Source organism: Virgibacillus kekensis (assembly GCF_042654125.1).
Taxonomy (GTDB): Bacteria; Bacillota; Bacilli; order Bacillales; family Amphibacillaceae; genus Lentibacillus; species Lentibacillus kekensis.
The window spans coordinates 126,184-140,622 of sequence record NZ_JBHSFU010000001.1; the positions used below are offsets into that span (position 1 = coordinate 126,184).

Annotated in this window: 11 protein-coding genes and 1 other annotated feature; of the genes, 6 read left to right on the plus strand and 5 right to left on the minus strand. The window is 40.6% G+C overall.

Annotated elements, in window-relative coordinates; genetic code table 11:
* Positions 1 to 25: 25 nt before the first annotated feature.
* The 3 genes from ACFO3D_RS00635 to refZ form a co-directional block, all read right to left on the minus strand.
* Positions 26 to 334 (minus strand): hypothetical protein, encoded by a 309-nt coding sequence (locus tag ACFO3D_RS00635; RefSeq protein ID WP_390292638.1) that lies wholly within the window; start codon positions 332 to 334, stop codon positions 26 to 28.
* 1 nt (position 335) lies between these two features.
* Positions 336 to 2,027: a septation ring formation regulator EzrA gene (gene ezrA / locus ACFO3D_RS00640; protein WP_390292639.1), complete on the minus strand. Its 1,692-nt coding sequence runs from the start codon at positions 2,025 to 2,027 to the stop codon at positions 336 to 338.
* A gap of 238 nt (positions 2,028 to 2,265) precedes the next feature.
* Positions 2,266 to 2,880 (minus strand): forespore capture DNA-binding protein RefZ, encoded by a 615-nt coding sequence (gene refZ, locus ACFO3D_RS00645; RefSeq protein ID WP_390292640.1) that lies wholly within the window; start codon positions 2,878 to 2,880, stop codon positions 2,266 to 2,268.
* 119 nt (positions 2,881 to 2,999) lie between these two features.
* Between refZ and ACFO3D_RS00650 the strand changes: the two genes are divergently transcribed.
* Complete coding sequence (locus ACFO3D_RS00650; RefSeq protein WP_390292641.1) at positions 3,000 to 3,488, plus strand: GAF domain-containing protein; 489 nt, start codon at positions 3,000 to 3,002, stop codon at positions 3,486 to 3,488.
* Positions 3,489 to 3,598: 110 nt separating this feature from the next.
* On the opposite strand, the gene ACFO3D_RS00655 is transcribed toward ACFO3D_RS00650, so the two are convergent.
* Positions 3,599 to 5,482 (minus strand): diguanylate cyclase domain-containing protein, encoded by a 1,884-nt coding sequence (locus ACFO3D_RS00655; protein WP_390292642.1) that lies wholly within the window; start codon positions 5,480 to 5,482, stop codon positions 3,599 to 3,601.
* A gap of 342 nt (positions 5,483 to 5,824) precedes the next feature.
* Between ACFO3D_RS00655 and rpsD the strand changes: the two genes are divergently transcribed.
* Positions 5,825 to 6,427, plus strand: a complete 603-nt coding sequence (gene rpsD, locus ACFO3D_RS00660) for a 30S ribosomal protein S4 (RefSeq protein WP_390292643.1) — start codon at positions 5,825 to 5,827, stop codon at positions 6,425 to 6,427.
* A 645-nt stretch (positions 6,428 to 7,072) separates the two neighbouring features.
* Here rpsD and tyrS read toward each other — a convergent pair.
* Positions 7,073 to 8,344 (minus strand): tyrosine--tRNA ligase, encoded by a 1,272-nt coding sequence (tyrS, locus tag ACFO3D_RS00665; protein WP_390292681.1) that lies wholly within the window; start codon positions 8,342 to 8,344, stop codon positions 7,073 to 7,075.
* A gap of 55 nt (positions 8,345 to 8,399) precedes the next feature.
* Positions 8,400 to 8,603: a binding site (T-box leader), on the minus strand.
* Positions 8,604 to 8,722: 119 nt separating this feature from the next.
* Between tyrS and ACFO3D_RS00670 the strand changes: the two genes are divergently transcribed.
* From ACFO3D_RS00670 to ACFO3D_RS00685, 4 genes are all read left to right on the plus strand, one after another.
* Positions 8,723 to 11,827, plus strand: coding sequence for a transglycosylase domain-containing protein (locus tag ACFO3D_RS00670; protein ID WP_390292644.1), 3,105 nt, complete (start codon positions 8,723 to 8,725; stop codon positions 11,825 to 11,827).
* A 141-nt stretch (positions 11,828 to 11,968) separates the two neighbouring features.
* Positions 11,969 to 12,622 (plus strand): GNAT family N-acetyltransferase, encoded by a 654-nt coding sequence (locus ACFO3D_RS00675; protein WP_390292645.1) that lies wholly within the window; start codon positions 11,969 to 11,971, stop codon positions 12,620 to 12,622.
* The gene (locus ACFO3D_RS00680; RefSeq protein WP_390292646.1) at positions 12,622 to 13,272 is read left to right on the plus strand and encodes an acetoin utilization AcuB family protein; all 651 of its coding nucleotides are present in this window, start codon (positions 12,622 to 12,624) and stop codon (positions 13,270 to 13,272) included. Before ACFO3D_RS00675 ends, ACFO3D_RS00680 begins: the two co-directional genes overlap by 1 nt.
* A complete protein-coding gene (locus tag ACFO3D_RS00685) occupies positions 13,269 to 14,435 on the plus strand; it encodes an acetoin utilization protein AcuC (RefSeq protein ID WP_390292647.1) in 1,167 nt (388 codons plus the stop codon). Before ACFO3D_RS00680 ends, ACFO3D_RS00685 begins: the two co-directional genes overlap by 4 nt.
* The last annotated feature ends 4 nt before the right edge of the window (positions 14,436 to 14,439 follow it).

Sequence of the window (14,439 nt, forward strand, 5' to 3'; positions counted from 1 at the left end):
CTAACATTTTAGCTGCCAAGAAGGTTTACTCATTACTATTGATCAGTTCCAATAATACATCAATTGAAACTTTATTGCTATTATTCGATTTCAATACAGTATTGGATTTCGCTGCTAATGTGCGCCTTTCTTCTCCATGGTGTACCATAATTTCAGCTTTCTGGTTAACGGGCACCATGATTTCTTCCTTCATATCAAGTGTATTATCTGTGAACGTATGCAGCTCAGCTTGATTCAGCTCCCGCTGGCCGAAAAAGATCATTATAGCAGCCGTCCATATAATTAACGTACATACACCAAGGGCTATTAGAAGAACTTTACTTTTTTCGACCATTTTAGTTTGTAGCCACCTGAAAAGATTCAATCCGTTTTAATGCGCCAGGTTCTACCTCTTCAACTGCTTTAGCTGCCTGCTCAAGTGCCAGGTCGTATTCATAGGATCGGAACAACCGTTCAGATTCCGATAACTTAGCAGCCAATAATGGATAGTTGCTCCTGTATCGGTTAGCATATTGGATTACCTGCTCAGTCAAAAATGCCTGATCAAGCATGAGATCGGTTTGCTCGGTTACACGGTCAATCGCAGTTTTCGATTCGGAAAGGGCATGCTGCACTTCTGTAATATCAAGCGGTTGTTTCTCCAGCGCCTTCAACACCTTGTTATTTTTATCCACTGCCTCATCCATAATATTCCATATAAACCTTGGCACCCCAGGGATATTACTTTTATTAAGACGACGATTAATCAAGTAAAGTTCATTTTTCATTTCTTTCAATTTCTCTTTAGCTTCTACTTCATCTTTTCGAAGGTTTTGGATTCGTTTTTTGAATTCCTCGTGTTTCTCCTGTAGTTCATCAACAAGTTTTAGACCGTTTTCAAGTTCAGCACGCAACTCTGTATGAGAACTATTCTTGGTCTCTATTTCTGTACCCAGTTCATTAAGTTGATTCCTTAGTTGAACAATGGATTTTTCAAGCGACAGATATTTCTCCATATCACTGTCCTCAAAATAATAGGTCTGTCTGAGCAGTTCGACTTCGTCTTTTGTGATATGAAAACTGCTTTCTAGACTATTAAGAGCTTCCTCATAGCCGGGTATCTTCGTTTCCACATAGCTTTTAGCGATTGCTTCTTTTTCCAGAAGTTGATACATCTCGGCAATTCTTTCGTCCACTTCCTCAGCTACAGTCTTGGCCTCAGTGAGTTCCCCCTTTTCCAGGGTATTCACACAGTCAATCAGTCTACGCTGATAATTATGTACCTCTTTTTCAAATCCCAAGTGTTCAATTCTGTATCCATTATCCTTCATATCGCGCAATCCCTTAAACAATTCATCAAGTTCAGAAGGCAAGTCATTTTTGCATTTCTTATAGATTGCCGGAAACTCTTTAATACGGATTTCCAAATCCTCAATTCCTGATTTTAATTCATTTACCAGGTTCTGGGCTTCATAATAATCACCGGACTCAGTCAGTTCATGGTATTGGGCGAGCTGTTCGGAAAGTTCATCTATCTCAACTTCAAAACGGATTTCAGCCTTACCGAACTGGTAACGGTTTTGTGAAAGACTTTTTCTTAGCCCCTTCAGCGCTGGTTCAATTTGCTCAATCTCTTTACGGCTGTTTTCCTCGGAATCCATCAATTCATCAAGTTCTTTAAGCATTTGCTCAATATCGTTTTCGATGGATTCAAGTGTTTGTTCCACTTTTCGCAGTGTTTTCCTGGCACCACTGAATCGGTAACGATCTGCAGCTTCTTCCGCATCGAAAAGGAACTCTTCGATATCCGGCAGCTCCTTCGTAACGATATATTCCCACCGGTCTTTCCATGACTCAAATTTCACCTGTGTTTCTCCGGAAAGGTTCAGCCTTTTTATCCGTGCCAGCTGCGATGCAATGTTACGGTTCATAATATCCATTTTCCACGCCTCAAGCCGGTCAACCACGTCATAAACTCTTTTCCGCAAAATGAGTCCTACAATTATTAGCGTTATGACAACTAAAATAGTTCCGATGATATATGCCATATTTGAGCCTCCTAACTAAATTCCTGAATAAGAGGATGATTATTTACTGATCTCATTTGAAAAACAGGTATTCCATCGTTCATTTCAGAAAATATAATTATGTCATTATTATACATATGATACCATGTTATTCGCATTTTTGGCGAAAAAATTACAAATTAAATGACCAATTGACAAATTTTTTGTCCAGAAACAGAAAAAGGCGGTGTGACTCGCCCACATCTTGCAATAAATTATTTTATTCCTCGTTCTGCTGTACAATATAATCCAGCCAATCCGCGATTGACTTTGCGTAATTCTTTGCAAACTGGTTATGCGAATAATCACCAACAACTTGATTTTTCCATTCATTCTGCAAAATGTAAGGAGTTATAAGCATCCCTTTTAACTGCATAAGTAAAAACTGACTTTGCTGGTTATACTTTTTGTTTTTTGAAAAAATCGCTGAAAAAGTGTTGCTGATAAAGTAATTCTCCTTGGCAAGGTATGTAACGGTCATTTCCCTGACAAAGATAGAATCCAGTGAAAGTTCCCGGTGGACAAAACATGTAAATTGATGATTACTTTGTTTGTACTGTATAATAGCCTCAACCATTTTTTTCAGACGATCAAGTGGAGAAGCGGATTCATTTTCAGCGATTGATGTTTCAATGGCCTTCAGATATGCTTCATAGTATTGCGTTACCGCATGTTCAAGAAGACCCTGCTTGCTTTTAAAATAATAGCTTATTAGTGAAACATTGACTGTCGCTTTATCTGCAATATCCCTGACCGAGGTTCCATGAAAACCATTCTGGAAAAATAAAGATGATGCTGCATCAATCACCTTTTGTTTTGTTGGATTCTTTTTCATATGTATTCTCAACTCCTTACATCTCAATTACGACAAAGTGGGGACGAATCCTTCATTTTTCGCTCGACAAATATTTCTGGATATTGTCGAAATAACAACTGCCTGAGAGGAAAATGTATATGTTTCAGACTACATCGTATTCCGGTGACAAAGTCAAAGATTATGAACTGTTGATTAAACAATTGTCCGCACTATCAGAGGACGAAAAAGACCATATTGCAGTCCTGTCAAATGCCTCCGCATTGCTGAACCAATTTCTGGAAGAAGTGAACTGGGTTGGGTTTTATTTGTGGAAAGACGATGAATTAGTACTTGGACCATTTCAGGGATTGCCTGCCTGCATACGAATTGGATACGGTAAAGGCGTATGCGGTACGGCAATTAAAGAACTGAAGACCCAGCGTGTGGATGATGTAATGGCTTTCCCTGGCCACATTGCCTGTGACAGTGCAAGCAGGTCGGAGATTGTTGTTCCACTGATCGTTGATGATGCAATTTATGGTGTGCTTGACATTGACAGCCCGGTCACAGACAGGTTTGATGAAATAGACCAATCTTACCTGGAAAAATTTGCTGATACCCTGGTTAACTTTCTTAAAAACTCCTGACATTCGTCTCGTCTACAACGAGCGTGGAAGTTTTTCTTATACTATCTACCTACCGTATAAACTTTTAAATACTGTTCGTTTAAAAAATAACTGTATCGTGGCTGATTACGTCAATCAGCCACATCTACAGATTTTTTCGGTCGCCCCTTTTCTCTCACTACACAGTTCTTTCCAATACTTTTTGCTTCGTATAACGCTTTATCAGCCCGAAGGAAGACTTCACTCGCAGAATCGTTGGCTTTATCCGTCCAGGATGCAACTCCACATGACATCGTTATAGATGGCTCGGTAAAATTTGCTGCCTGCCGGCGGATAGCACCTGCCAGTTTTAATCCATCCTCGATATCAGCATCAGGCAGATAAACAGCCAACTCTTCACCACCCCACCTGGCTGCTATATCCCTCATACCCAGATGGTCACGAATAATATCCGCCACCTGGACTATCACTTCATCTCCAATATAATGTCCATATGTATCATTGATTTTTTTAAAGTCATCAATATCGAAGAGGATCAGTGTGCCTTTTTCTTCATTTTCCATGTGGAGTTTTAGCATTTCATCCAAATAGTTTCTTGAATATAGCTTTGTTAGATAATCAGTTTTTACAGCCATCTCTAATTTATTCCGTAATACGGCGTTGGTAAGTGCTAGTGTCGAATGCTGGACCAGTGATTGGATTAGCTTGAAAGAATCAAATGAAAAATAATATTTTTCCTCACTCATAATTACGGTTACACCGTGAACAATATCTGACTGAACCATCGGGACTGCGATGACAGATCTGTATGGGACAAATAAGTCAGTCGCATTAAAATCTCCACTAAGTACTGGTTCCCGATCTGCCCTAACTCTCTCGAAAATGGAAGCTGCAAACATTTTTCCTTCACTGGTTTTAAAATAATTTGTACTTCCAGTTAAAATATCATATTCCTCACGATCTCCATCTTTCAAATAAACAACGCCAACCTGGGTTGCGCCACAAGCATTCATAATCTGGTGTCTGACTGTCATTATGATATCATTCAACCGCAAATTGGAGTTCAATTTATGTGTTGCTTCGTTCAGCAATTTTAAGTCTTCAACAAGGTGGTTGGAATGCTGATACAGTGTCACGTTTTCAAACGCGGCACCGGCCGTTTCTGAGAATTTGGTTATAAAACTGATCTCCTCCTGAGGAAATCCGATTTCATGCGGAGTAATTACCTGAAGCACTCCATAAATACCCTGCTTTCCTTTTAAAGGAGCATATAGACAAGTGTTCTTTTCTTTTATTCGGTCTTCAAGCTGTACCTCACCAGTTAAAAATGCTTGGGTACTAACCATTTTTGTTGCATCATCACTATACTCGATTGTTTTCACCGGAAGAGCTTCAGTGGAATCATAGTCTTGTGAAAGTAATATATAATAGGAAAAGTTCGGGTATAATTCCTGAAGCCCCTGTACAATTTCGGCTAAAATTTCCTCCTTCCGTGTCATGGAATAGAGACGCGATGACATATCAAACAAGAATTTATTCCGTTGCTCACTTGTCTTACTTTGTCTGTAATAGTTAACCAGTTTCAGTAGTTGTTCCGTCTCGTGCTTTATAATAGCGATACTATCCATGTGAAATAGACTGCGATTATCATCAACAGTCAAAAACAAAAGGCATGCAGGCTTATATTTTGGATATAAAGGTATAATGACAGATTCCCGGGAATCACTACTATTTTGAAAAGCGACTTTACCGTCTGCTACTGATTCTGTATTACTCCAGATGTAGGGCGGTGTCAGGATATTTTGAAGAGACGCATGATGAGAGGCAGTGCCGAGTTCATATTGGTCTGTCCAATCATTGTAAACATAGATTGCCGTATTGGAAGTATTCAGGACTACCTGCAGGCGGTCAACTATCGCCTGTAGTAAGGTTCCGTGTGAATAATACGCAATATCAGCAATCAACTCAAAATAGACATCTCTTATTTTTTCTTTTAAAGTAAGCCGTGAATCCATTTCCATCACCCATCATTAGAACAAGTATTTTTATTATTCATTATATCGGAAAGAAACAGGGTTTCCTATACTGATTCGTAAAAATATCCCCTATCTATAGTTTATTTTTGGAAATTAGCTTATTTTGTTGACTTAAGCCGTCATAACTTATATACTATTCTTTGTGTAAAATAAAAAGGTAGCTTACGTGAACCTGCGTTTGTGTCATTTTGTTCCTCCAATAAGAGGTGTATCGTGTAACTCTCTGCTGCTGGAGCGATGGTACATGAAAACAAAATGTATGGCGAGTTGGAACACACTGTCTTATTTTATGCAAATATAATATAAAGGAGGAAATGTCCCATGGCACGATATACTGGATCAGTATGGAAAAAATCACGTCGTCTTGGCATTTCATTAACTGGAACTGGTAAGGAACTGGATAAGCGTCCTTACGCTCCTGGTCAGCACGGACCAAACCAACGTAAAAAAATCTCTGAGTATGGTCTTCAGCAACAGGAGAAACAAAAACTTCGCTTCATGTACGGATTGAACGAGCGTCAGTTCCGTAATATTTTCACTGAAGCAGGAAACATGAAAGGTATTCATGGTGAAAACTTCATGATCCTTCTTGAATCCCGTCTTGATAACCTTGTTTATCGTCTTGGTCTTGCACGTACACGCAGACAAGCACGTCAGCTTGTTAACCACGGCCACGTGACTGTAGATGGCAAGCGCGTTGATATTCCATCATACCGTCTTAAGCCAGGTCAGGTTATTGGTCTTCGTGAAAAATCCCAAAACCTTGACATCGTGAAAGAAGCCATCGAAGTGAATAACTTCGTACCGGAATATCTTTCATTTAATGCAGATAACCTGGAAGGAAGCTACACTCGTTACCCTGAGCGTTCTGAACTTCCAGCAGAAATCAACGAAGCACTTATCGTTGAATTCTACTCTCGTTAATCTTTCTTGTTTAAAGGTTGACACACGAATATCCCTTGAAATGTTGTTATATCAACGTTTCAGGGGATATTTTTTAGTCTAGTGAGTAAGTTCAATCAAGATAAACCCATATCAGAAAACGATATAAAACTTACCACTGCCAAACTCCTCTGTTTTAACATTTAAATTCATTTAATCTCACTAATACAGTTTTTCATAAAGACTATAATGATTTTTTCCCATGGAACTTCAACCTCATATTTATGATTGATCCTAACCATTGTGGGTGAGGTGAGGTTAAAGGGTGCGAGTGCCGGAGTTTGATCGGTTTTCGCCGGTGTTCACAATTAGTTTGCTCGAGTTTCACAATTTTTGCGTCGAAGTTCACCATTTGTTGTTTCCTAATGAGCAGAATTTTCACTTGTAAAACTTAATAGAAAGAGGTGTGTTTAATTGTTTGTCAAACCTATAAAAATCCCGATTCATATTCTTCAAACTGTGGCTTTTTAAAGCAGGGTCCCATCACATCCTCCTGACAAGGAAAGAACGGCTACGCAAAAACCCCTCCTCCACATCATTCGTCCACACCTTATTCCTCAAAAAATTAAAAAGACCGCCCCAGATATGAGACGGTCTTATATTCTGTAAAAATTTCATACGATAAAATTATTTAAATCTTATTAGGAAGTACTTCTTCTTCCCGCGACGAATAATGGTAAATCTGTCTTCAATTCGGTCATCTGAACCTACATTATATTGCAGGTCCTGCTGCCGTTCACCATTAATGTAAATTGCCCCGTTCTTGATGTCTTCCCTCGCCTGTCGCTTTGATGAGGAAATTGATGCGTTAACTAAAAGATCGATTAGTCCAATATCCTCTTTAGTAGTTTCATAAGTTGGAACATCTCTAAAACCTTGTTCAATATCATTTCCAGATAAGTCCTTCAAATCCCCACTAAACAGAGACGCGGTAATCTTTTGTGCCTGCTCCAGTGCTTCCTGGCTGTGAACCGTGCGTGTCATTTCTTCTGCAAGTCTTTTCTGTGCTACCCGGTTTTCCGGACGGGTATCGACTTCATCCTGCAACTGATCCAATTCTTCCTGATCAAGAAATGTAAAGTAGTATAAGAACTTCATAACATCACGGTCATCTGTATTTATCCAGAACTGGTAAAATTCGTACGGAGTAGTTTTAACAGGATCAAGCCATACTGCTCCACCTGCCGTCTTACCAAATTTAGTTCCATCTGCTTTTGTGATCAGTGGCACGGTTAATCCGTAAGCCTTTGCTTCTTCTCCCACATCTTCACGGGAACGCCGGATTAGTTCCATCCCGGCAGTTATATTACCCCATTGGTCACTGCCGCCAATTTGCAGGGTACAGTTTTCCTGTTCGTACAACTTTAAAAAATCCAGTGACTGCAGAATCATGTAACTAAATTCGGTGTAGGAAATACCCTGTTCAATTCTGGCAGAGACTGATTCTTTCCCAAGCATATAATTAATCCCAAAATGTTTTCCTGCATCACGCAGAAAATCAATCACGGTCATGCTTGCAAGCCAGTCATGGTTGTTACGTGCAACAGCGGCGTTGGAGCCAGTATCAAAATTAAGAAGTTTTGCAAGCTGTTCCTTAATCCTGTCACTGTACCCTTTTACGACGTTTGCTTCGTTAAGCGACCTTTCATCTGAACGACCGCTTGGATCCCCAATCATCCCTGTGCCCCCACCAATCAGTGCTATAGGACGGTGTCCTGCCTTTTGGAACCGCTTCAGCATCGTTATTGGCAGCAAGTGTCCAATATGCAGACTGTCAGCAGTTGGGTCAAAACCGCAGTACAGTGTGACCTGATTCTCCGCAAGGTGTTTTTCCAGCCCTTCCCTGTCAGTGGTCTGTTGAATTAAATTGCGTTTCTCTAAATCCTTTAAAATATCCAACCTGTTCACTCTCCAATCATAAATTGAAATCAAAAAAACCCGCCCCTAAAAATATAAAAGGGACGAGTTTTGACTCGCGGTACCACCCTTGTTGCACATCCGTGCCACTTTGGGATTGTTAACGGTGATGTCACCGTCTTCTCGGGTGAGAAGATGCTCCAGACTGTAATTCGCCTGCAAATGTTTACTGACTTTCACCTGCCGTCAGCTCTCTGGAAAAGGGATTTGCAAAACTACTCCGGTCCTTCAATGCCTGTAAACTATATTCTCTCTATTCATACCATATAAGTATTTATAAAGCAATATATTTATCTAATTTAATATACACCTTACTAGCCTATTATGCTATAATAGTGTTTGAATTTAGGAGGTCTTATTTTGGATTATAAACAATTATTTCAAAAATATACAGAGAAGGTCAAGACACTTTGGACAACTGGGAGAATACAAAAGGTTTCCAGGATATCCTATGATGTGGCCTGGAATATTATCTTGTTCTTCATAGTTGTAGGTCTTGTTGGTTTCTTCTTCGCCGGTGGGGTCGGAGCAGGCTACTTTGCTTCACTTGTAAAAGACGAACCGGTTCGAAGCTATGCAAGCATGGAAAAAGATATTTACAATTATGAGGAAACGTCCAAGCTATATTTTGCCGGGGAGAAATATATCGGCAATGTCCGGTCTGACATACATAGAGAGGAAGTCTCACTGGAGAATGTCTCTGAAACACTGCGGAATGCGGTAATAGCTACAGAAGATGAATATTTTGAAGAACATAAAGGTATTGTTCCAAAGGCAATTGTCCGTGCGGTGATGCAGGAAGTTACAAACGCTTCGGTCAAAACCGGCGGAAGTACACTTACCCAGCAGTTGATCAAAAACCAAATTCTGACGAACGAAGTCTCTTTTGAACGAAAAGCTAAAGAAATTCTTCTTGCATTAAGGTTGGAACGCTTTTTTGACAAAGATGAGATTCTCGAAGCATATCTAAACGTTGTGCCATACGGAAGGGATGCATCCGGCGGCAATATTGCCGGAATCCAGACAGCGGCACAGGGAATTTTCGGTATTGATGCCTCAAAAGTGAATTTACCGCAGGCTGCATATCTTGCAGGGTTGCCACAGAGCCCATTCGCTTATACACCATTCACAAACGACGGTGGTTTGAAAGATAAAGCAGGACTGCAACCGGGAATTAATCGAATGAAGTCAGTGCTCACCCGTATGTATGAAGCTGAGTACATTACCAAAAAACAATATGAATCAGCAATGAAATATAATATTGTGAAGGATTTCACCGAGGATTCTAAATCACCAATCGAAAAATATCCGTACCTTACGTTTGAAGTCGAAAAGCGGGCAAAAGAACTTATTCTGAAACAGCTTGCTAAGGAAGACGGATATACAATGGAAGACTTGAACAAAGACGAAAAACTTATGGAAGAGTATGAGATTCTTGCTGACCGTGCTCTACGGAAAAATGGCTACCAAATCCATACAACCATTGATAAAAAGACACATGATAAATTTAAAGAAATTGTAGCTAAGTACAAGTACTACGGACCAAACTGGAGTGGCTATATCACCAATTCAGAAGGTGAAAGAGTCAAGATTAATCAGCCAATGGAAACCGGCGGAATACTCATGGAAAATAGCACAGGAAGAATTATTAGCTTTGTAGGAGGAAGAGAATATACTTCTGAAGACCAGCTAAACTATGCGACATCCACCACCCGCTCAAACGGTAGTACGATGAAGCCGATTCTTACCTATGCTCCCGCAATGGAAAAGGGGGCTGTGCAACCTGGAACTCCGGTGCCAGACTTTAGAATGACATTTTCAACCCCAGCCGGAAGCTATACACCTGGAAACTATGCAGGTGGTTATCATGGCTTGGTATCAGCTCGTAAGGCATTGGAAAATTCGTATAATATCCCTGCTATCTATGTTTACAGCCAAATATTGGGACAAAATCCTGTAAACGAGTTCCTAAGACCAATGGGTATATCAACTCTTGGAGATAACGAATATGCCAATCTATCACTTGGTATTGGGGGAACAACAAATGGTGTAACCATTGAAGAAAATGTTAATGCATACACCACTTTTGGAAATAACGGTAAATTTGTCGACGCTTATATGATTGAAAAAATCACTACTGCCGACGGGGAAACACTCTATCAGCATGAGAGCAAACCTGTTGAGGTTTTCTCACCGCAGACAACATACCTTACAATTGATATGATGCGTGATGTAATCGACAGTGGTACAGCTGCCTACGTGAACTCCCAACTGAAATACAGTGGTGTGGATTGGGCAGGTAAAACCGGAACATCCCAGAACTGGAAAGATACCTGGTTTGTTGCAACGAATCCTAATGTAACTTTTGGAACATGGATGGGGTATAGAATTCCACAATCCATAAAATGTTCCAGCTGTTCGCTAGGCTACAGTAACCGGAATGTTAAGCTGTGGGCTGAACTTATAAACGCTGCTTCAGATATTAATCCGAAGCTGGTTGCACCGGCAAATAACTTCGAACGTCCAGGTGGGATTGTGTCCAGAAGTTATTGTGCAATCTCAGGAATGCTTCCATCTGATTTATGTCGGGAAGCTGGATTGGTAAAAACAGACATATTCAATGCAAAATATGTTCCAACCAAGAAAGATGACAGTCTGATAAGAGGCACATACGTTATGGTCGACGGAAAGGCGGTCATAGCTGGAGAAAACACACCGAAAGAATTCACCCAGGGTGATGGATTGACATTTAACCCTGAATTCCTGAAACGGAAGGGCTATGATAAGCTTGATGATCTGACCGATCTCTTCCCTCGTACCAATCGGGAATTATGGGAAAAGATTAGCTTACCATCGTCCGAAATAAGCAGTGATACAATAAATGATGATGGCAAGAAGCCTGCTGCCCCTACTTCTGTTTCAGGATCAGGAAGTAAGTTGACCTGGAAGGATTCAAGCAGTAAAGATGTTGTAGGCTATCGTGTGTTCCGTGCAAGCAAGCCTGGTGCTTCATTCAGCCTAGTTGGAAATACAACTGAAACAAGCTTTACTATATCAGGTGGTAAAGCAGTTTATATGGTTAAAGCAGTAGATTACTTTGGACTTGAGTCTGGCGCTTCTAATGAAGCGAAAGTTGGAGACTTTACAAAACCTGAGCCAGATGAACCTGAAGAACCTGAGGATCCGGATAAGCCGAAACCTGATAAACCGGATGAGAAAAAAGTGACGCTTTCTAATGTTAGTGCCTCTTATGATAAAAATAATAAGACAGTAACCGTTACTTGGAAATATGACGCATCGGCAAAATTCACAGTTACTCTAGGTGAAGATTTAAAGAAAACAACAACAGGCAACAAGGTTGTTTTTGAGGGTATTCAGCCGAATGGTACCAAATATAATGGTAAAATAACTGCAGATGGCGAAGCGAGCGATTCTGCAACATTTTCCGTACAGGCAAAACAATAACTAGTTCAATCAGGCAGTGTCCCAATGACACTGCCTGATTTTTTATTCTCTTTTTCCCCTCATATCACTAAAAAAGTGACATTTGTTCCTGTATAATGAATGTCATAAAAGAGTTAATCTCTTCCATAAGGCGGTGAAGAAATGAATCACGTAAAAACGTATCAGTCAATGACACGCGATACACCGAATGGTTCAATTATCATCGAGGGACCACTACCATCTTCAGAACTCAAAAAATACCATTTTCATGAACAGCTTACAGCCTTCCGTCCCGCTCCTAAACAGTTTGAAGCTGTCTTGAGTATTGCCGATTTCCCGGAAGGTCGTATTATCATAGCGAGAAATGAAGAAACCATAGTAGGCTATGTAACATACCTCCACCCCGATCCGCTTGAGCGATGGTCGGAGTTTAATATGGAAGATTTAATCGAGCTGGGTGCCATAGAGGTTATCCCTAAATATCGAGGGGCGAAGGTTGCCTCAGGTTTACTCGAGGTATCCATGATGGATGAATACATGGAGAACTATATTATTATCTCCACCGAGTATTACTGGCACTGGGATTTAGATGGCACAAGGCTGAGTATCTGGGATTACCGGAAAGTCATGGAGAAGATGATGGCTGCAGGTGGTCTGCTCCCTGCCCCAACTGATGATCCGGAGATTATTTCACATCCTGCTAACTGTTTGATGGTGCGGATAGGTGAAAATGTATCCGAAGAATCCGTTAATCAATTTGATAAGCTCCGGTTTTTGCAGCGTCATAAATACCGGAATATGAGGGAGGGCTTTTAATGTTAGTTGAAGAAATTATGAAAACAAATATTATTACTTTATCACCTTCCGCAACGATTGCGGAGGCTTGGAATCTGCTGCAGGAAAATCACATCAGACACATTCCTATAACCAATGAAGAATATCAGGTAGTAGGGATTGTATCCGACCGGGATGTCAGAGATGCAACTCCTTCCATATTCAATAAAGAATCAAATCAGAAAGAATTAGAAAACAAGATTCAGAGTATTATGAGCGAACCAGTGGTTACAGTACATCCACTTGATTTTGTAGAAGAAGTAGCACGGATTTTTTATGATGAAGAGTTCGCATGTCTACCTGTTGTCAGAAATGATAAATTGGTTGGCATTATTACCGAAAAAGATATGCTGCATACTCTTATCCAATTAACCGGTACAAACGTTCAAAGCTCTCAAATTGAGGTGAAAGTTCCTCACAAACCCGGAATCTTACCTGAAGTTGCTGCTGTATTTGGCGCACGTAAAACAAATATCTCTTCTGTACTTGTTTATCCGTATAATGATGACCCAAACTATAAAATACTCGTCTTCCGTGTCCAAACAATGAATCCAATGCCCGTTATTCAGGATCTCCGAAAGGCAGGCTATGAACTGATGTGGCCAAATAATATTGTGGAGCCTAAGCTATGACATGTAATTCATCTTTTATCTTTTCTGATACATTCTTAAACTACCATTTTCACCCGGAACATCCTTTTAATCAGAAACGGGTATTGTTAGCAAAAGAATTGTTGGAAGAAATAAATACGTTAAGCGAAAGCGATATGGTAGAACCCCGGCTAGCAACTGAGGAAGAGCTTGCCTTATTCCATGATCGGGCTTATATAGAAACTGTAAAAAAAGCTGGCGCGGGGTTGCTGAATTCCGAAGAAGGAATAGAATACGGGCTTGGAACGGAAGACACACCAATTTTTTCAGATATGCACGAGGCTGCAAGTTTGCTCGTGGGCGGAACACTTACGGCCGTTGATGAAGTTCTGCAGGGAAAATCCCGGCATGCCTTAAATCTCGGTGGTGGACTCCATCATGGTTTTAAACGAAAAGCAAGTGGTTTCTGCATTTATAATGATGGTGCAGTAGCAATCAAATACATTCGGGAGAAGTATAACTTAAAGGTGCTTTATGTCGATACCGATGCACACCATGGCGATGGCGTACAATGGGCTTTTTACGATGACCCAAATGTTTGCACGTTGTCCATACACGAAACAGGCCGTTACTTATTTCCTGGAACCGGAAATGTAAATGAGCGCGGTATTAAGGAAGGACATGGTTATTCATTTAACCTCCCTATCGATGCATTTACAGAGGACGAGTCCTTTATAAACCTTTACGAATCCGCTTTCAGGGAAATAGCTGAATATTTTCAACCCGATGTTATTCTAACTCAAAATGGTGCTGATTCGCACACATATGACCCGTTGACCCATCTCTGTGCGACCATGAAGATATATGAGAGGATACCTTCCCTGGCACATGAACTGGCGCATCAGTATTGTGAAGGGCGCTGGATAGCACTTGGTGGCGGAGGGTATGATATGTGGCGGGTAATCCCGCGCGCCTGGGCGCAAATCTGGAATGTAATGAAAACCGGTAATACAGCTTCAGGGGAACTGCCAAAAGGATGGCTATCCAAATGGCAGAGCGACTCGCCTGTAACACTCCCTGTAAACTGGCACGATGATAAATCAATCGTCCCAAAAATCCCAAGAAAACCTGAGATTAATGAAAAGAATGAAAAGGTTTTACTCAGTGCTCTCAAGTACACGAAGAATAAACAAAACAATTTATAAGAAT

Excerpts from the sequence above, each read along its gene's own strand:
- refZ (WP_390292640.1), bottom strand. The coding sequence starts at position 2,880 with ATGAAAAAGAATCCAACAAAACAAAAGGTGATTGATGCAGCATCATCT.
- ACFO3D_RS00675 (WP_390292645.1), top strand. The coding sequence starts at position 11,969 with ATGAATCACGTAAAAACGTATCAGTCAATGACACGCGATACACCGAAT.
- rpsD (WP_390292643.1), top strand. The coding sequence starts at position 5,825 with ATGGCACGATATACTGGATCAGTATGGAAAAAATCACGTCGTCTTGGC.
- ACFO3D_RS00685 (WP_390292647.1), top strand. The coding sequence starts at position 13,269 with ATGACATGTAATTCATCTTTTATCTTTTCTGATACATTCTTAAACTAC.
- ACFO3D_RS00655 (WP_390292642.1), bottom strand. The coding sequence starts at position 5,482 with ATGGATTCACGGCTTACTTTAAAAGAAAAAATAAGAGATGTCTATTTT.
- ACFO3D_RS00650 (WP_390292641.1), top strand. The coding sequence starts at position 3,000 with ATGTTTCAGACTACATCGTATTCCGGTGACAAAGTCAAAGATTATGAA.
- ACFO3D_RS00680 (WP_390292646.1), top strand. The coding sequence starts at position 12,622 with ATGTTAGTTGAAGAAATTATGAAAACAAATATTATTACTTTATCACCT.
- ACFO3D_RS00635 (WP_390292638.1), bottom strand. The coding sequence starts at position 334 with ATGGTCGAAAAAAGTAAAGTTCTTCTAATAGCCCTTGGTGTATGTACG.
- ezrA (WP_390292639.1), bottom strand. The coding sequence starts at position 2,027 with ATGGCATATATCATCGGAACTATTTTAGTTGTCATAACGCTAATAATT.